This window comes from Janthinobacterium sp. JF4, assembly GCF_059617925.1.
Window position 1 is genome coordinate 51,848 of the sequence record NZ_JCAQAV010000009.1, and the last position, 15,178, is coordinate 67,025.

General features: G+C 65.5%; 6 protein-coding genes. 2 read left to right on the forward strand and 4 right to left on the reverse strand.

Features of this window, described 5'->3' with window-relative positions:
* Positions 1-33 precede the first annotated feature (33 nt).
* Positions 34-2,145, forward strand: coding sequence for a prolyl oligopeptidase family serine peptidase (locus AC54AF_RS10420; RefSeq protein WP_496636486.1), 2,112 nt, complete (start codon positions 34-36; stop codon positions 2,143-2,145).
* 78 nt (positions 2,146-2,223) lie between these two features.
* Here AC54AF_RS10420 and AC54AF_RS10425 read toward each other — a convergent pair whose 3' ends face one another.
* Complete coding sequence (locus AC54AF_RS10425; protein WP_496636487.1) at positions 2,224-2,847, reverse strand: glutathione S-transferase family protein; 624 nt, start codon at positions 2,845-2,847, stop codon at positions 2,224-2,226.
* Positions 2,848-3,057: 210 nt separating this feature from the next.
* On the opposite strand from AC54AF_RS10425, the gene AC54AF_RS10430 reads away from it, so the two are divergent.
* Positions 3,058-5,763: a M1 family metallopeptidase gene (locus AC54AF_RS10430; protein ID WP_496636488.1), complete on the forward strand. Its 2,706-nt coding sequence runs from the start codon at positions 3,058-3,060 to the stop codon at positions 5,761-5,763.
* Positions 5,764-6,224: 461 nt separating this feature from the next.
* On the opposite strand, the gene AC54AF_RS10435 is transcribed toward AC54AF_RS10430, so the two are convergent.
* Genes AC54AF_RS10435 through AC54AF_RS10445 form a run of 3 tightly spaced genes read right to left on the reverse strand, consistent with a single transcriptional unit; the run spans position 6,225 to position 15,125 of the window.
* Complete coding sequence (locus AC54AF_RS10435; protein WP_496636489.1) at positions 6,225-7,268, reverse strand: OmpA family protein; 1,044 nt, start codon at positions 7,266-7,268, stop codon at positions 6,225-6,227.
* Positions 7,269-7,309: 41 nt separating this feature from the next.
* Positions 7,310-10,615, reverse strand: coding sequence for a hypothetical protein (locus AC54AF_RS10440; protein WP_496636490.1), 3,306 nt, complete (start codon positions 10,613-10,615; stop codon positions 7,310-7,312).
* Positions 10,616-10,667: 52 nt separating this feature from the next.
* Complete coding sequence (locus AC54AF_RS10445; protein WP_496636535.1) at positions 10,668-15,125, reverse strand: hypothetical protein; 4,458 nt, start codon at positions 15,123-15,125, stop codon at positions 10,668-10,670.
* Positions 15,126-15,178: the final 53 nt, after the last annotated feature.

Below are 15,178 nucleotides of genomic sequence, written 5' to 3' on the forward strand. Positions count from 1 at the left end.
CGCGGCCTCCATCGGACCAACCAGGAACCCTATATGTCGTCATATCGCACCTTTGCCAGCAGCATGCTGCTCGGCCTGGCCGCAGCGGGCATCGCCCATGCACAAGCACCCACGCCCGCAGCGTCCACTTCTCCGGCCGATCCCCATTTGTGGCTGGAAGAAGTCCTCGGCGACAAGCCGCTGGCCTGGGTCAAACAGCACAATGCCGTCACCACCAGGGAACTGGAAGCCCGGCCCGGCTTCGCCACCCTGCAGGCGCGCCTGAAAACCATCCTCAATTCGAAGGAACGCATTCCCTACGTCAGCAAGGAAGGCGAGTATTACTACAACTTCTGGCGCGACGCCCAGCACGTGCGCGGCATCTGGCGCCGCACCACCCTGGCGCAGTACCAGCTGGCCGAGCCAAATTGGGAAACCGTGATCGACCTCGACCAGCTGGCCGCCGGCGAAAATGAAAACTGGGTCTGGGGCGGCGCCTCCTGCCTGTATCCGAAGGGCGAACGCTGCCTCATTTCCCTGTCGCGCGGCGGCGGCGACGCCAAGGTCGTGCGCGAATACGACGTGGCCAAACGCACCTTTGTCGACGGCGGCTTCACCCTGTCCGAAGCGAAGGGCAGCGCCAGCTGGATCGACGAGGACACCTTGTTTGTCTCCACCGATTTCGGTCCCGGCTCGATGACCAGTTCGGGCTACCCGCGCATCATCAAAGAGTGGCAGCGCGGCACGCCGCTGGCGCAGGCGCGAACGCTGTACGAAACCAAGCCCGACGACCTGAGCGCGGGCGCCTACAAGGACTTCACGCCCGGCCACGAACACCAGTTCATCGAGCGGCAGATCGATTTCTACAGCGGCGAAATGTTCCTGCGCGACGGCGCAGAGTTGAAGAAAGTGCCGAAACCGGACGACTCTACGGCCTTCACCGTGCGCGACCAGCTGGTCATCACCCTGCGTTCGGACTGGAAAGTGAACGGCAAGACCTATCTGCAAGGTTCGCTGCTGGCCACGGATTTCAAGGCCTTCATGCAGGGCAAGCAGGTGCTCGAAGTGCTGTACGCGCCCACGGCCACGTCTTCGCTGGACAATGTCACGGCGACGAAATCAACCATCCTCGTGACGACCCTGGACAAGGTCAAGAACCGCCTGACGGAACTGCGCCACGTGAACGGCAAGTGGCAGCGCCGCGCCGTCGATGCGCCGAAACTGGGCACCCTGGCCGTCAGCGCGCTCGATCCCGTCGACTCGGACCAGTACTTCCTGACGGTGACGGACTTCCTCAACCCGACCACCCTGTACCTGGCCACGGCGCAGAGCGACAAGCGGACAAAAATCAAGTCGCTGCCCGCCTACTACGACGCGGCGCCGTACAAGGTGGAGCAGTTCGAATCGACGTCGAAGGATGGCACGAAGGTGCCGTATTTCGCCATCATGGGCAAGAAGACGAAGTTCGACGGCAGCAACCCCACCGTGCTGTATGGCTACGGCGGCTTCGAAGTGTCGCTCAAACCAAGCTACAGCGGCACCACCGGCGTGGCGTGGCTGGAAAAGGGCGGCGTGTACGTGCTGGCGAATATCCGCGGCGGCGGCGAATTCGGTCCCCGCTGGCACCAGGCGGCGCTGAAGGAGAACCGCCAGCGCGCGTATGACGATTTCATCTCGGTGGCGCAGGATCTGATCAGGCGCAAGGTCACCAGCCCGCGCCACCTGGGCATCATGGGCGGCAGCAATGGCGGCCTGCTGACGGGCGCCGTGCTGGTGCAGCGTCCCGACCGGTTCAACGCCGTCGTCAGCCAGGTGCCGCTGCTCGACATGCGCCGCTACAACAAGATGCTGGCGGGCGCCTCGTGGATGGGCGAGTACGGCGACCCGGATGTGCCGGAACAATGGGCTTACATCAGCAAGTACTCGCCGTACCAGAACGTTTTCAAGGATAAAAAATATCCGCGCGTGCTGTTGACCACTTCGACGCGCGACGACCGGGTCCACCCCGGCCATGCGCGCAAGATGGTAGCCAGGATGGAAGAGCAAGGCCACGACGCGCTGTACTGGGAAAACACGGAAGGCGGCCACGCGGGCGCCGCCAACAACGACCAGCAGGCGCTGATGTGGGCGCTGACCTACACCTTCCTGCTGGAGCAGCTGAAGTAATGGGGTGGTGTCGGATTACGCGCTCACGCGTTAATCCGGCCTACCCGGCCTACCCGGCCTACCCGGCTGCAGGATTGCTTACTTCGCCTGCGCGCTGGGGCGTTCGGCGATGCGGTCGCGGTAAGCCTGCAGATTGGCCAAGCCTTCTGCGCCGGGCCGGTATTTCATCAGGCCGCGCGCAAATTCCAGCGCGCAGAAGGCCGTGATGTCGGCAATCGTAAAGCGTTCGCCGGCGATGTAGGGCTGACTGCCCAGCACCTGGTCCAGCCATTGCGCCGTCTCGCGCAGCTTGCCCGCCTGCGCCATGGCGAAATCGGGAAACTGCGGGTTTTCCAGCGCCACCAGAGCCGGATGGCCATGGCGCACCCAGTTGGCGGTGGCGCTGAACAGATGCAGTTCCACGCGGCGGTCGGCCATTTCGATGAAGGCGCGCTCCTCGAAGCCTTCGCCCATCAGATTAGGCTGCGGGTGCAAGCCTTCCAGGTAGGTGCAGATGGCGCGCGTTTCGGTCAGCACGCGCCCGTCCGCCAATTCCAGCACGGGCACGCGGCCCAGCGGGTTTTTCGCCAGGAAAGCAGGATCGCGGTGCTGGCCCGCCATCAGGTCGAGCGCCACTTCCTCGATGCCGGTGATGCCCTTCTCGGCGATGAACATCGTGACGCGGCGCGGATTGGGCGTGCGGGGGCTGATAGTCAGTTTCATGTGCAGGTCTCGTCTCGTTATGGTGGTTCACAATCATACCAGCGCGCCATCATGGTGCGGCGCCCGTGGCGCGTTGACTTTGACCCCGTTTCCACTTAGATTGCTGTACGGGAACGCTGGCCTTCAGTTCCAGCGATGTCCCCCAACCGCCATCAACGTCCGCAGCCTACCCGGCTGGCGGGCGTTTTACCCATGAACGAAGGGCATACCATGCATCGCACACCGACTCCGCGTTTCCGCCGCAGCCATTTGGCCGCCGCCGTCCTGGCGCTGACCGCCATCGCCGCCGTCACCCCGGGCCGCGCCGCGCCCGCCGCCAGATACGCGTCGGCCAGCCACGCCGTTGGCACCACCACGCAGCTGCCGCGCGGCGTCACGCCTTTGCACTACATTGTGTCGATCACGCCGGATGCCGCCGCCTCGACCTTCAAGGGCGAAGCGGCCATCAAGGTGGCCGTCGACACGCCGACAAGCAGCATCACGTTCAATGCGCTGAACCTGGCGTTTACCGCCGCCGCCATCGAAGGCGCGGGCGGCAGCAAGCAGGTGACGCGCAAGATCGACTTCAACGCGGACAAGCAGACGGCCAGCGTGCATTTCGCCGAGCCCCTGGCCAGGGGTGAGTACCTGCTGCGCATCGACTACAGCGGCAAGATCGGCACGCAGGCCACGGGCCTGTTCTCGCTCGACTACGACACACCCGAAGGCCGCCAGCGCGCGCTGTACACGCAGTTCGAAAATTCCGACGCGCGCAGCATGCTGCCGTCGTGGGATGAACCGGACTACAAGGCTACCTTCGCGCTGGACGTGGTCGTCCCCAGTAACCAGATGGCCGTCGGCAACATGCCGATCGTCAGGAGTGAAGAGCTGGGCAATGGCATGAAGCACGTGTACTTCGCCACCACGCCGCGCATGTCGACGTACCTGCTGTTCTTCGGCCTGGGCGACTTCGAGCGCGCCACCGTCATGAGCGAGGGCACGGAAGTGGGCGTCATCACGAAGAAGGGCGCGCTGGCGCAAAGCCGCTTCGCGCTGGACGAATCAGCCGCCCTGCTGCGCGAGTACAACGATTATTTCGGCGTGCGCTACCCGCTGCCCAAGCTCGACAACATTGCCGCGCCGGGCCGCAGCCAATTCTTCGGCGCCATGGAAAACTGGGGCGCCGTCTTCACCTTCGAATACGGCCTGCTGCTCGACCCGACCATCTCGACGCAGACCGACAAGGAAAACATCTACACCACCCTGTCGCATGAAATGGCGCACCAGTGGTTCGGCGACCTGGTCACCATGCGCTGGTGGGACGATTTGTGGCTCAACGAAGGCTTTGCGTCATGGATGGAAAGCCGCACCACGGAGCGTTTGCACCCCGAGTGGAACACGGCCCTGTCCAGCGTGGGCGGGCGCGAATCGGCCATGAGCCAGGACGCGCTGCGCACCACGCATCCGGTGGTGCAGCGCATCGCCACCGTGGAACAGGCCAGCCAGGCCTTCGACGGCATCACCTATCAAAAAGGCGAAGCGGTGATCCGCATGCTCGAAGCCTACGTGGGCGCCGACACATGGCGCACGGCCGTGCGCAGCTACATGCGCAAGCATGCGTATGGCAATACGGTGTCCGACGACCTGTGGCGCGAAGTCGACGCGGCCGCCGGCAAGCCTGTCAGCGCCATCGCCCATGATTTCACCCTGCAGCCGGGCGTGCCGATGATCACCGTGGGCGCAGCCGTATGCAGGAAGGGCCGCACGCGCGTGACCCTGACGCAGACGGAGTTTTCCAAGGACCAGCCGGACAAGAAGCCGCTGTCGTGGAAAGTGCCCGTCATCGCTTCGACGGTCGGCAACGGCAAGCTGGCCAAGGTGGTGCTCAAGAATGGCAAGGCGACCCTGAACGTGCCCGGTTGCGGCGCCCTGCTGGTGAACGCGGGCCAGAGCGGCTACTACCGCACCGTGTACGCGCCCGCCGGCACGCGCGCGCTGGCGGGCAGCTTCGCGCGCCTGGCGCCGATCGATCAACTGGGCTTGCTGGCGGACAGCCAGTCGCTGGGCATGGCGGGATTGCAAGACCCAGCCAGTTTCCTGGAACTGGTAAAGGCCACGCCCCTGTCGGCCGACCCGCAAGTGCTGGGCCGGGTGGCCGCATCACTCAACGGTTTGTATGAACAGTATGCGGGCGACAGCGTAGAAAGCAAAGCGCGCCAGCAGGCTTTCGGCCGCTTTGCCGTGGCGCGCCTGGCGCCGATGATGGCGCAGACGGGCTGGGAAGCGCGCAAGGGCGAAGCATCGAGCGTGGCGACCCTGCGCGGCCGCCTGATTGCCATCCTCGGCGACATGGGCGAGCCCGGCGTGCTGCTAGAGGCGCGCCGCCGCTACGCGGCCAGCGAACAGGATCCCTCCGCCCTGCCCACGCCGCTGCGCCGCACCATCCTGGGCGTGGTGGCCCAGCATGCGGACGCCGCCACCTGGGAGCAGCTGCACGCCAGGGCGCAGCAGGAAAAGACGCCGCTGGTCAAGAACCAGCTGTACGATTTGCTGGCCTCAACCGACGATGCGGCCCTGGCGCAGCGTGCGCTGGCGCTGGCGCTGACGGATGAACCGGGCGTGACCAACAGCCCGGCCATGATCTCGCGCGTGTCGCGCAGGCATCCGGAACTGGCCTTCGACTTCGCGCTGGCGCACCTGGAGCAAGTCTATGCGCGCATCGACGCCAGTTCGCGCAGCCGCTACTTCCCGCGCCTGGCGGCCGGTTCGGCGCAGCCGGACATGATCGCCAAGCTGGAAGCGTACGCGCAAGCGCACCTGCCGGCCGGCGCGCGCGGCGACGCCGACAGTTCCGTGGCCGGCATCAAGTACCGCATCAAGGTGCGCGCCGAACGCCTGCCCGCCGTCGATGCGTGGCTGGCGAAGCAGGCGGGTTAATCTGTTTTCCCGGCGCTGCGGCGCCGGGATACGATGAAAATGCAGGCAAAAAAAAACCGGCTTCGCAAAGTGCGGTAGCCGGTTGAAACGCTGTTTCAGAGCGCAGGGATAAAGCAGGAAAACACATGAAAAAGTAGAAATCGTGCCGGTCATTGAGGTGTCCGGCAACCTTGCGCTCGGGGTTTCCGTGCGCCATGTATCCACTATGCCAGTCCTTCGTCGACACAGGCTTAGGACTTCATTAAATCCCCGCCCGCTCCCTGCATTTCCCCTGCCCCACCCTGCGATCATTACTATAAAACAAGTTTTACGTGTCTGGTGCCGATGGTTGAGCTCACCGGCTAAGCTGTTGAGTCATGCCTGCATCCTATCGCTCCCGGAACGTAGTGATTTGCGCACCGCATGCTGTGTGCCAACAAGAGCATCATAGCAGCGGCATATGACCGGCTTATGACGTAGCGCTAAGGTGCGCCACCCTCCTTCGCGGAACTTTTGATACCCGTCAACTCAATTTCCACGCGACGGTTCGGCTGCAAACAGGCGATCAGGGCCGCGCGCGGCGCCACCTTTTCGCAGGTGGCGACGGGTTCCGCCTTGCCCTTGCCGTACGCACTGATGACATTGGCGATGCCTTGGTCGCGCAGCAACTGTTTCACCGTCAAGGCGCGCCGCTCGGACAGCGCCTGGTTGTAGCTGTCCGTGCCCAGGCGATCCGTATGGCCCGTCACGGACAAGGTATCGATCTGCACGTAGCCCTGCTTCAGGCGCGCCGCCAGCTCGCGGATCTTCTCGACGCCCTGCGGCAGCACGTCGGCCGCTCCCGCCTTGTCGAAACGGAACAGGGCGTCCATGTCCAGCGTGATGCGTTCATGGACGAGGTGCGGTGGCAACGGATCAGGCTGCGGTATCGGCTTGTCGACCGGACATGCCGCAGCGGCGGACTGGGCGACGGCCTGCGCATCCTCGGCCAGCTGCACATACGGGTTCGCATGGCGCCAGCCCTGTTGCTTGTACTCATTGCCCGCATGCACCAGTTCCACTTCGCCACACGCCACCTTCTGCGCCGCGCAGGCGAAACCGGGCGACTCGCGCAACGCTCCAAAGCTGGACCACAGATCCTCGCGCAAGCGCGTGGCATCGTTTACCAGCGGCGTGGCGTCGCCGGGATTGGGCGTGCTGCCATCTTCCAGCGCGGCGACGATCTTTGCCGATTCCTGCAAGGCTAGCAGGGGAAAGGCCGAGCGGTCGTTGCGCGTGTACTCATGGAAGGACACGTCGAGCCAGCATTGCGCCTTGGACAGGTAATAATCGCCCACGCGCACGCCGCCGTCGTTGAGCTTCCTGATGCGTTCCTGCAGCAGGCGGTAAGCCTGCTGGTCGGCAGAGACGGCTTGGTCGCTGATGCGCAGCTCGGGCATGGCCAGCGGCGCCGTTGGCAGGGTCGGCGTGGCCGCCTGGGCCAGGCCCATGGCCAGCAGGCTGGCGAGCGGTATCAGTTTCATCATCGGGGTCATCCTCGGTGTCATTTTCGGTGTCATGGTGGTTTTCATGGCCGGGCCAGGGTACGGTTGATGGTGGCGTCTTTGCCTTTGAACAGGTTTTCATCGAACTTGAAGCGCAGGCGCAGGTAGGGGCCGCGCGCCGTGTAGTCGGCGCCCGTCAGGTCGCGGTCGGAGAATCCCGACCAGTTGTGTCCAGCCGAGAGCCACAGGTTTTGCGCCAGCAGATAGCCCACTTCGACGCCGTTGGCCCACTGGCGGCTGCCCCCTTGCGGGCTGCCCATCACGGCCGCCAGCACGCCGATGTCCCAGTGCTTGCTGATGTCGTACACGGTGCGCCCGGAAAACAGCCAGGCCGTGTATTTCTCTTGCCCGGCGGGCAGGTTCTTGTCGTTGTTGTGCTTGGCGGCGACCCTGCCCGTGAACCACCACGGACGGCTGGGGTGGTAATCGAGGTGTGTGGAAACGATGTGCGCGCGGTAATTGTCGCCATCGATCTGCGACTGGTCGCGCACGGTCTTGTACTCGTAGCGGGCCAGGCCGTTGAAACGGTTGTCGTCCACCGGACGCCAGGCAAAGCCCAGCTGCGCCCGGTCCTGCAGCACGTTGCCCACGGGCGCGCCGCTGGCGTCGTCGTTGTTGCGCGTGTACAGCAGGTAATTACGCGCAAGCAAGGTCCAATCGCGGCTCAGCTTGCGCGCCCAGGCGATGGTGTTGAGCCATTGATCCTGGCGCTGGTCGCCGGGCGCGATCTCGCTGTCGAACAATCGCCGGTACTCGAGCTTGACGGAGCCGCGCCACAGGGGATTGACGGCATAGTCGAATCCCGCCGCCACGGCCACGGCTTGCTGCTGCTGGCCGTTCATGACTTTCAGGTATTCGATATTCGTGTTCGCCGCCATCCCTTCGCCGAGGTTCCACGTGTTGCGCAAGCCGGACGCCAGCTGCAAGTCGCGCTGGTTGCTGAGACTGTAATCCATGGCGTCGCGCATGCGGTACTCGCCAAACACGGTGCCGCCCGGCATGTAGCCCGTGTCCGCGCCGGCGACGAAACTGGTGCTGCGGTCAGCCGGATTGAGCGAGTAGGCCGATGCCAGCCCCGTCTGGTTTTCATAGCGGGCGTACAGGCGGCTGCGTTCAGCCAGCTGGTATTGCGCGCCCAGGCCGTAGCGGTGCTGGTCCGCGTCGGAGACGCTTTTTTCCACGTCACCATTCAGCGTCCAGCGCTCCGTGGCCTTGTATTGCGCCCCCAGGCGCACGGTGGTGGCATCCAGCGGTGCCGTCGTGCCCGTGCCAGCACCGGGATTGATCGGCGCAAACGTGGTGATGCTGCCGCCCGTGACGGGGTCGATGGCCGTGTTCGCCGTGCCGTTGCCAAAGAAACCGCCCGTGGGATTGAGGCCCGTGCCCAGCGGCGACGTGTTCGGCGCGATGCCGGCCGTCGACGGCATGCCGCCGCTCTCCTTCATGTGCTGGACGGACACGTCGAGCAGCCAGCGTTCGCTGGCATTCCACGCCACGCCCAGGCGCTGCGCATCGCGGCGCGCATCCGTGCTGCGCTCGTCGCTACGGATGGCCTCGCCATACACGGTGACGGCGGGACTGAGCTTGTAGCCCGCCTTCACGCCCGCCTCGCCCCGCCCTCCCGTGATGCCGGCCGCCGTGTTATTGAAATCCCTGTCGGAACGGTTCCAGAAGGCTTTCGCTTCCAGCTTGTCATCCTTGTGCTGCAGCTCGATCCGGGCCGCATTGCCGCTGACTTCATCGCGCAGCTCGCCCGCCTGGCCGGACGGCGTCGTGTAGATGCTGCCGCCCGCGCTGTAGCTGGTGGATGTGGTGCGCGCTACTTCGAGCACCAGCAGGCTGTGCTCGCCGAAGCGCAAGCCCGCATTGACGCTGTGCAGTTTATACGGCGACAAGGGATTCTTGTCTTCCACAGCCGAGCCACCGAGCGAAACCATCTTGCCCAATTGCACTTGCCCATCCACGCCCAGGGTCCAGAATTTTTCGCCGCCCTGATCCACCTCATAGCTGATGCGAATCGATTGCGGATCGCCATTCGGCGTCAGCGCGGGGATCGCCTGCTTGAACAGGATGCGCCCGCTGAACGGCTCGAAGCTGTAATCCTCGAAACGGCGCAGCTGCGTCACTTGCACGATATTGCCGTTCTGGTTCTTGTCGCGCACCACGATCTCGATCTTTTCCGCGTTTTCGATGGCGTTATTGTTGCGCACGGCAAACGGCCCCGAGGTGCCATTCGCCCGGTATTCCTCGACCACCTGCTTCAGGCTATCGTTGATGGCGAAGGCATTGGCGACGATGCCATCCTGTTCGTAGTGGCCGCGCCCGCCCGTGGCCGTGCGGTTGTACTGGCCCAGTTTTCTCTGCTGTAAGTTGGCCACGGCGCCGCCGCCCGTCATCTGGCTGAAGCCGTCGCCGGTGGCGAAGTCGCCATACAGCACATAGCTTTTCTGCTGGTCGATGCGCACGTACAGGCGGTCGCTGGAACGGGCGTCGAAGTTGCGCACGGAACTGTCGCCGTACACGGGATAAAACTCTTCCGGATTGACATCGCGCAAGAGACGCGCGCGCGTATCCTTGTCCGAGTCGTAGGCGGCCGTCAGCAAGGCATCGCCACGGATCGTCCCTTTTAAAAACATCGCTGCGCGGCCCGCCACGTTGGCCTTGCCGTTGTTGAAGGCGCGGCTCCAGCGCACGATGTCGCGCTCGAAACCGTCATTGAAACGCGACGGTGCAATGTCGCTGCTCGACAGGCTGCGCTTGCTGATGATGCCGTCGATCAAGCCCACGGCCAGCATGTCGCGCAGTTCCGGCAAGAAGCTGATGGTGCCCTGCGCCGCCACCTTGCCGGCCGACACGCGCAGCAGCACGTCCTGCGGCGTGGCCGGGGCCAGCAGGCTGAAGCTCGCTACGCCATCCTCCACCGTCAGCTGCGTGCCGGGCGTGACCCTGTCGACGTCGCGCCGCTCGGGGCCCAGCTCGTCCGTGCGGGCGCCGGGCAGCAGGATGCGCCCGCCGCTGGCTTCGATGGTGAGCAAGGCCGTGCCCGCCAGGGACTTGCCGTGCGCGTCATACAGCCTGACCGTCACCGTGACGGGGCTCTGGCCATCGGCCGGTGCCTCGCCGTGATCCGTCTCGACGGCGATGCGCGCCACGCCACGGTTGATCGCATAGTCGGTGCCGCTCACTTTGCCGGCAAGGAAGGATGGCGCCGCCACGGCGGAACCTGCCGCATGGTCCGGCAAGGGCAGTTGCGCGTGGCCAAACGCCGGGAAGGCCAGCAGGGCCAGCGCGGCGGCCATGCGCCGGGGCGCGGGGAGGGTTCTCTTCATGGCCTGTTTCTCTTTAGCTGCATTGGCAAGCGGCAAGTGAGGTGAAGGAGGCTTACTGCGCATGGCTGCCTCCTGCGGCTGGCACAGCGGCGGGCGCGGGCGCGCGGGGCGCGACGACAGGCTGGTTGGCGCTGTCCGTCGCCTGCGCGGGCGCGCTGGCGGGCTGGCTGCTGAAACGCAGTCCCGGCCCCGCCCTGCCCTCCCTTTCCACGCTGCGCACCTCGCCCTGCGCGCGGCGCGCCTTGACTTGCTCGAGCACGGGGTTCGAGCACGAGCCTTCGATGAAGTCGGCGCGCAGCAGTTCGCCGTTCTTGGTATCGAGGAACAGACTGTGCGGGTCGCCCAGGTTACGGTTCGACGCTTCCATCATGCGGCTCAGACGTGGCAAGGTGGCGCCATCGACCTTGATGACATGGCTGTTCGGCGTAATGCCGCAATAGCTGTACTTGCCTTCAACGTCCGTGGTGAAGTTCGTGCCATCCTCCATGTACAGGCGCACGCCCGGGATGCTCAGTTCCTCGGCGTCCTGCACGTGGTTGTTGTTGCAATCGACAAACACCTTGCCGGCGATGCAGGCATCCGTCGTAAACACGCCGCCCGTCACTTTCACCTTCGCGCGCGCCTCGTTCGAGGGCGGGCCGTTGGTGGTCGAGGCCTGGGCGCGGTTGATGCCGTCGCCCTGCAGCGAACCGACGCCCACGCGCAGGCGGTAGCGGAAGCTGGCGCTGGCGTTCGGCGCCAGCGACTCCAGCTTGAAGCTCAACTGCGGCCCCGGCTTGCCGGAGGGATCGGGCTGCACCACATTGTTGCGCGTGGTGGTGCCGTCGATATAGCGGAAACCGGCCGGCAGTTTATCGAGCACGCTGACACCAAACGCCGTCGCCACGCCCGTGTTCTTCACTTCGATCGTGTACTGCAGGCTGTCGCCGATCTCGGCCTGGGTCTTGTTGACGCTCTTACTGATCAACAACATCGGCTTGTCCGTCGTGTTGAACACCACGGGCGTGAAGCTCGGCGGCGTGGCGCCTGGCGTGGCCGGCAGCAGCAAGGTGTCGGCCGAGCTGGCCAGGGCCAGCACGCTGGCGGGGGGCAGCGGCGTCGTCGACGTACCCGTGCCGCTGTAGCTGTGGCCGATGTTCATGCCACCGCCGTCCGTGCCGAACATGGTGCTCGCATACACCTGGTTCAGCTGCGGCACGGTGGGAATCGCCGCCACGCTGCCGAAGTCGACCAGCACCGTGAAGCCGATGCTGCAGCTTTCCTGCGGCTGCAAGTCGCCCTTGCCATTCAACAAGCCAAACACGGTGGCGCCGTTGAAGTCAGGATTGGCAACGCAGGCCGTGGCGCCGGCGGGCCGCGCCGTGACGGCCAGGCTGCCCGGCTTGAGGGTGACGCTGGTCGCCGTGGGGAAGACGGCCTTCAGGTTTTCCGCCACCTGCACCATGGTCGAGGTCGGATAGCCGGCAGGATAGCGGTTGGCCGCCTGCACCGTGTAGCTGATCTCGAACTTGCTGGCATCGACCTGCTGTTGCGCGGACACTGCCTTGATGACATCGACCACTTGCCGCAGCAAGACCACGGGCGTGGGCGTGTCTTCGCCCGTGAAGGCGACGCCGCCCACGGTATCCGAGGCATTGCCGTTGCGGTTGGGATCGACCTTTTCCGCCAGCGCGGCCACGTCGGCGGCCGTGGCCACGGCGCCCGCATGGCTGCCGCCATTGTTGGACGCATCAAACACGAGGCTGCCCACGGGCGGCGTATAGGCCGGATTGGCGGCGATGGCGCCCGCCGTCGGCGCCGGCGGCACGCTGATGGCCCCGCCCCCGTTGGCGACATTGCCGCCCAGCGCGCTGGCAAACACGCTGTTGTTGTACTGCGGCAAAGTCGTCTCCTGCACCGTGATTTCCACGGTGAAAGTGATGACGCTCAGTTCGCCCTCGCCCAGGGCTGCGTCGCCGCTGAGCAAACGCAGGTCGCTGCCGCCGCAACCGCCCGTGAAGCCCGGGTTGACGGCCAGCTGCCTGCTGCCGCCAATGGCGGGCGCAGCAGGTGGCGCGACGATGCGACACGTGACGGGTTCGGGGAAGGCGGCGCGCAGGCTGTCGAGCGCCTGCACATTCGATGCCGTGCCCTTGCCCACATTCTTGACGACCACCGTATAGGGCACAGTGAAGACTTTGGCCGACAGCTGGGCCACCTTGCCCACGCCCAGCGCCACGCCGATGGCCGGATGCGCCACCTCCGTGACAGCCGTGCAGTCAGATGCTTGCGCGCAGCGTGGCAAATCGGCACCGGTGGGCACGATGATATTGCTCAATGTGCCGCTGGCGGCCACTTTCGCGCTCACCGTGACGGCCGCCACGGCATTGGGCGCCAGGCCTGCCGGCACCGTGCAGACCAGTTTATTTGCGGCCAGCGGCGCGCAAGTGGTGGGCGCGGCGGGCGTGACGACGATCTCCGTCAGGCTGGCGGCCAGGTCGTCCGTCAAGGTGATGGCCGCCGTGGTGGCGCCGCTGCCGCTGTTGGTGGCCGTCATCGTCCAGCTGACGGTGTCGCCGATGCTGGCATTGGCCTTGTCCGCCACTTTCTTCACCATCACACTGGGGCTGGTGACGTTGGTGCTGGTCTGGCAATCAGCTGGCACCAGGCACAGCGGCGCATCGGGACCGGACGGCACGACGCGGTTGAGCGCCGTGCCCGCCTGGGTGACGGTGGCCGACACTTCCACGCTGGCTTCGCCGCCATTGCCGATCAGGCCGGCAGGCACACTGCAGGTCAGCACATTGCCGGCCACGGGGGCGCAGGTGGCGCGCACGGGCGTCACTTGCACGTTCGCCAGGCCGGCCGGCAAGGTGTCGGCCAGGGTCATGACGGCGCGCGTGGGACCGCTGCCCGAGTTGGTAGCGCTGATCGTCCACACGACGGTCTCGCCCACGTTGGCGCTGACGCGGTTGGCGATTTTCTTGACGGCCACTTTCGGCCCCGTCAGCACCACGCTCGATTCGCAGCTGTTCGCCTGCGCGCAGGCCGGATTGTCCGGACCGCTCGGCATGACACGGTTCGACAGATTGCCTTCCAGGGTGCCCGTGGCCGTCACGCGCACGCTGCGCGTGCCATTGCCGATAGCCAATTGACCAGCAGCAATGGTGCAGCTTTGCACGCTATTCGCCACCCAGTTCGCCAGCGGCGGGCAAGTCACGCCGGCGTCGGCGTTGACGGCCAGCACCGTCAGGTTCGGCGGCAGGATGTCTGCCAGGGTCACCACGCCCAGGTTGGCCACGCCGCCGCTGTTGACGGCGGTGATGGTCCAGATGATGCTGTCGCCCACGTTGGCATTGCCGACGTTGGCCGTCTTGCTGACACGGATGACGGGGCCCGGCATGGTCACCGTCGCCGTGTTCGGCAAGTCGTACTGCACTTCCGTCGAGCTGGTGGCAATGAGGCTGACGATGGTCGACACGTTGCTGGCCGGCTGGATATACGACAGGCCGAAGCTGTGCAGCTCGTTGGGCGCCAGGCTGGCGGGCAAGCCCGTCACCGTCAGCATGCCGCTGATGGCGTCATAGCTGCCGGCCGCGCCGCTCAGGGTCACGCCCATCAGGCCCTGCGCCAGTTTCAGGCTATACGTCACGTTCTCGGCCGTGCCAGGACCGGCATTGCTGAAGCTGACGATACCGTTGATCTGGTCGCCGGCGCTGGTGCTGCCGGGGAAACCGTTGAGTGTGGTGGTCACGTCGACCAGCAGCTTGATGGCCGTGGTGCTGGTGCTGCAGTCCGCCGCCTGCACGCAGACCGGATTATCCGGGCCGCTTGGCAACACCGTGTTCTGCAGCACGCCGGCCGCGCCGGCCGTGGCGCGCAACACCACTTGCGCCTGTCCGCCCGGCGCCAGGCCGGCCGTCACGCTGCACGTGACGATATTGCCGGCCACGGGCGCGCAGGTCGCCAGTTGCGTGGACAGTACTTGCACGCCGCTGACGCCGGCTGGCAGATTGTCGGTCAGCACGATGGCGGACTTGGTCGCGCCCGTGCCGCCATTGCTGGCAGTAATGGTCCAGGTCAGCACGTCGCCCACGCTGACACTGCTCTTGTCGACGCTCTTGCGCACCGTCACTTGCGGTGCCACCAGGATCGTCGTGGCCTGGCAGGCGCTGGCCGTATCGCAGGCGGGATTGTCGCCACCGCTGGGCAAGACACGATTCGACAAGGTCCCCCCCAGGGTGCCGCGTCCCGTGATGACGACCTTGCGGCTGCCGTTAGCGGCGGCCAATTGACCTGCCGCCACCGTGCATGCCTGCACGCTGCCAGCCGTCCAGCTGGCCACCGGCGGGCAGCTCACGCCTGCGTCGGGCGTCACGCTGAGCACGGCGATGTTGGCCGGCAGCACATCGGCAATGACGACGGCCTGTTGATTCGGCAAGTTGCCCGTGTTCGTCGCCGTGATGCTCCAGGTCAGGATATCGCCCACTGCCGCGTTCGCCTTGTCGACCGTCTTGCTGGCGCGGATCACGGGGCCGGGCAAGTTCGTCGTCGCCGTATTCGGCAAGTCGTTGGCGATTTCCG

Bases quoted from the DNA above. Each gene is read 5' to 3' on its own strand.
- AC54AF_RS10420 (WP_496636486.1), top strand. From the start codon at position 34: ATGTCGTCATATCGCACCTTTGCCAGCAGCATGCTGCTCGGCCTGGCC.
- AC54AF_RS10425 (WP_496636487.1), bottom strand. From the start codon at position 2,847: ATGAAACTGACTATCAGCCCCCGCACGCCCAATCCGCGCCGCGTCACG.
- AC54AF_RS10430 (WP_496636488.1), top strand. From the start codon at position 3,058: ATGCATCGCACACCGACTCCGCGTTTCCGCCGCAGCCATTTGGCCGCC.
- AC54AF_RS10435 (WP_496636489.1), bottom strand. From the start codon at position 7,268: ATGATGAAACTGATACCGCTCGCCAGCCTGCTGGCCATGGGCCTGGCC.
- AC54AF_RS10440 (WP_496636490.1), bottom strand. From the start codon at position 10,615: ATGAAGAGAACCCTCCCCGCGCCCCGGCGCATGGCCGCCGCGCTGGCC.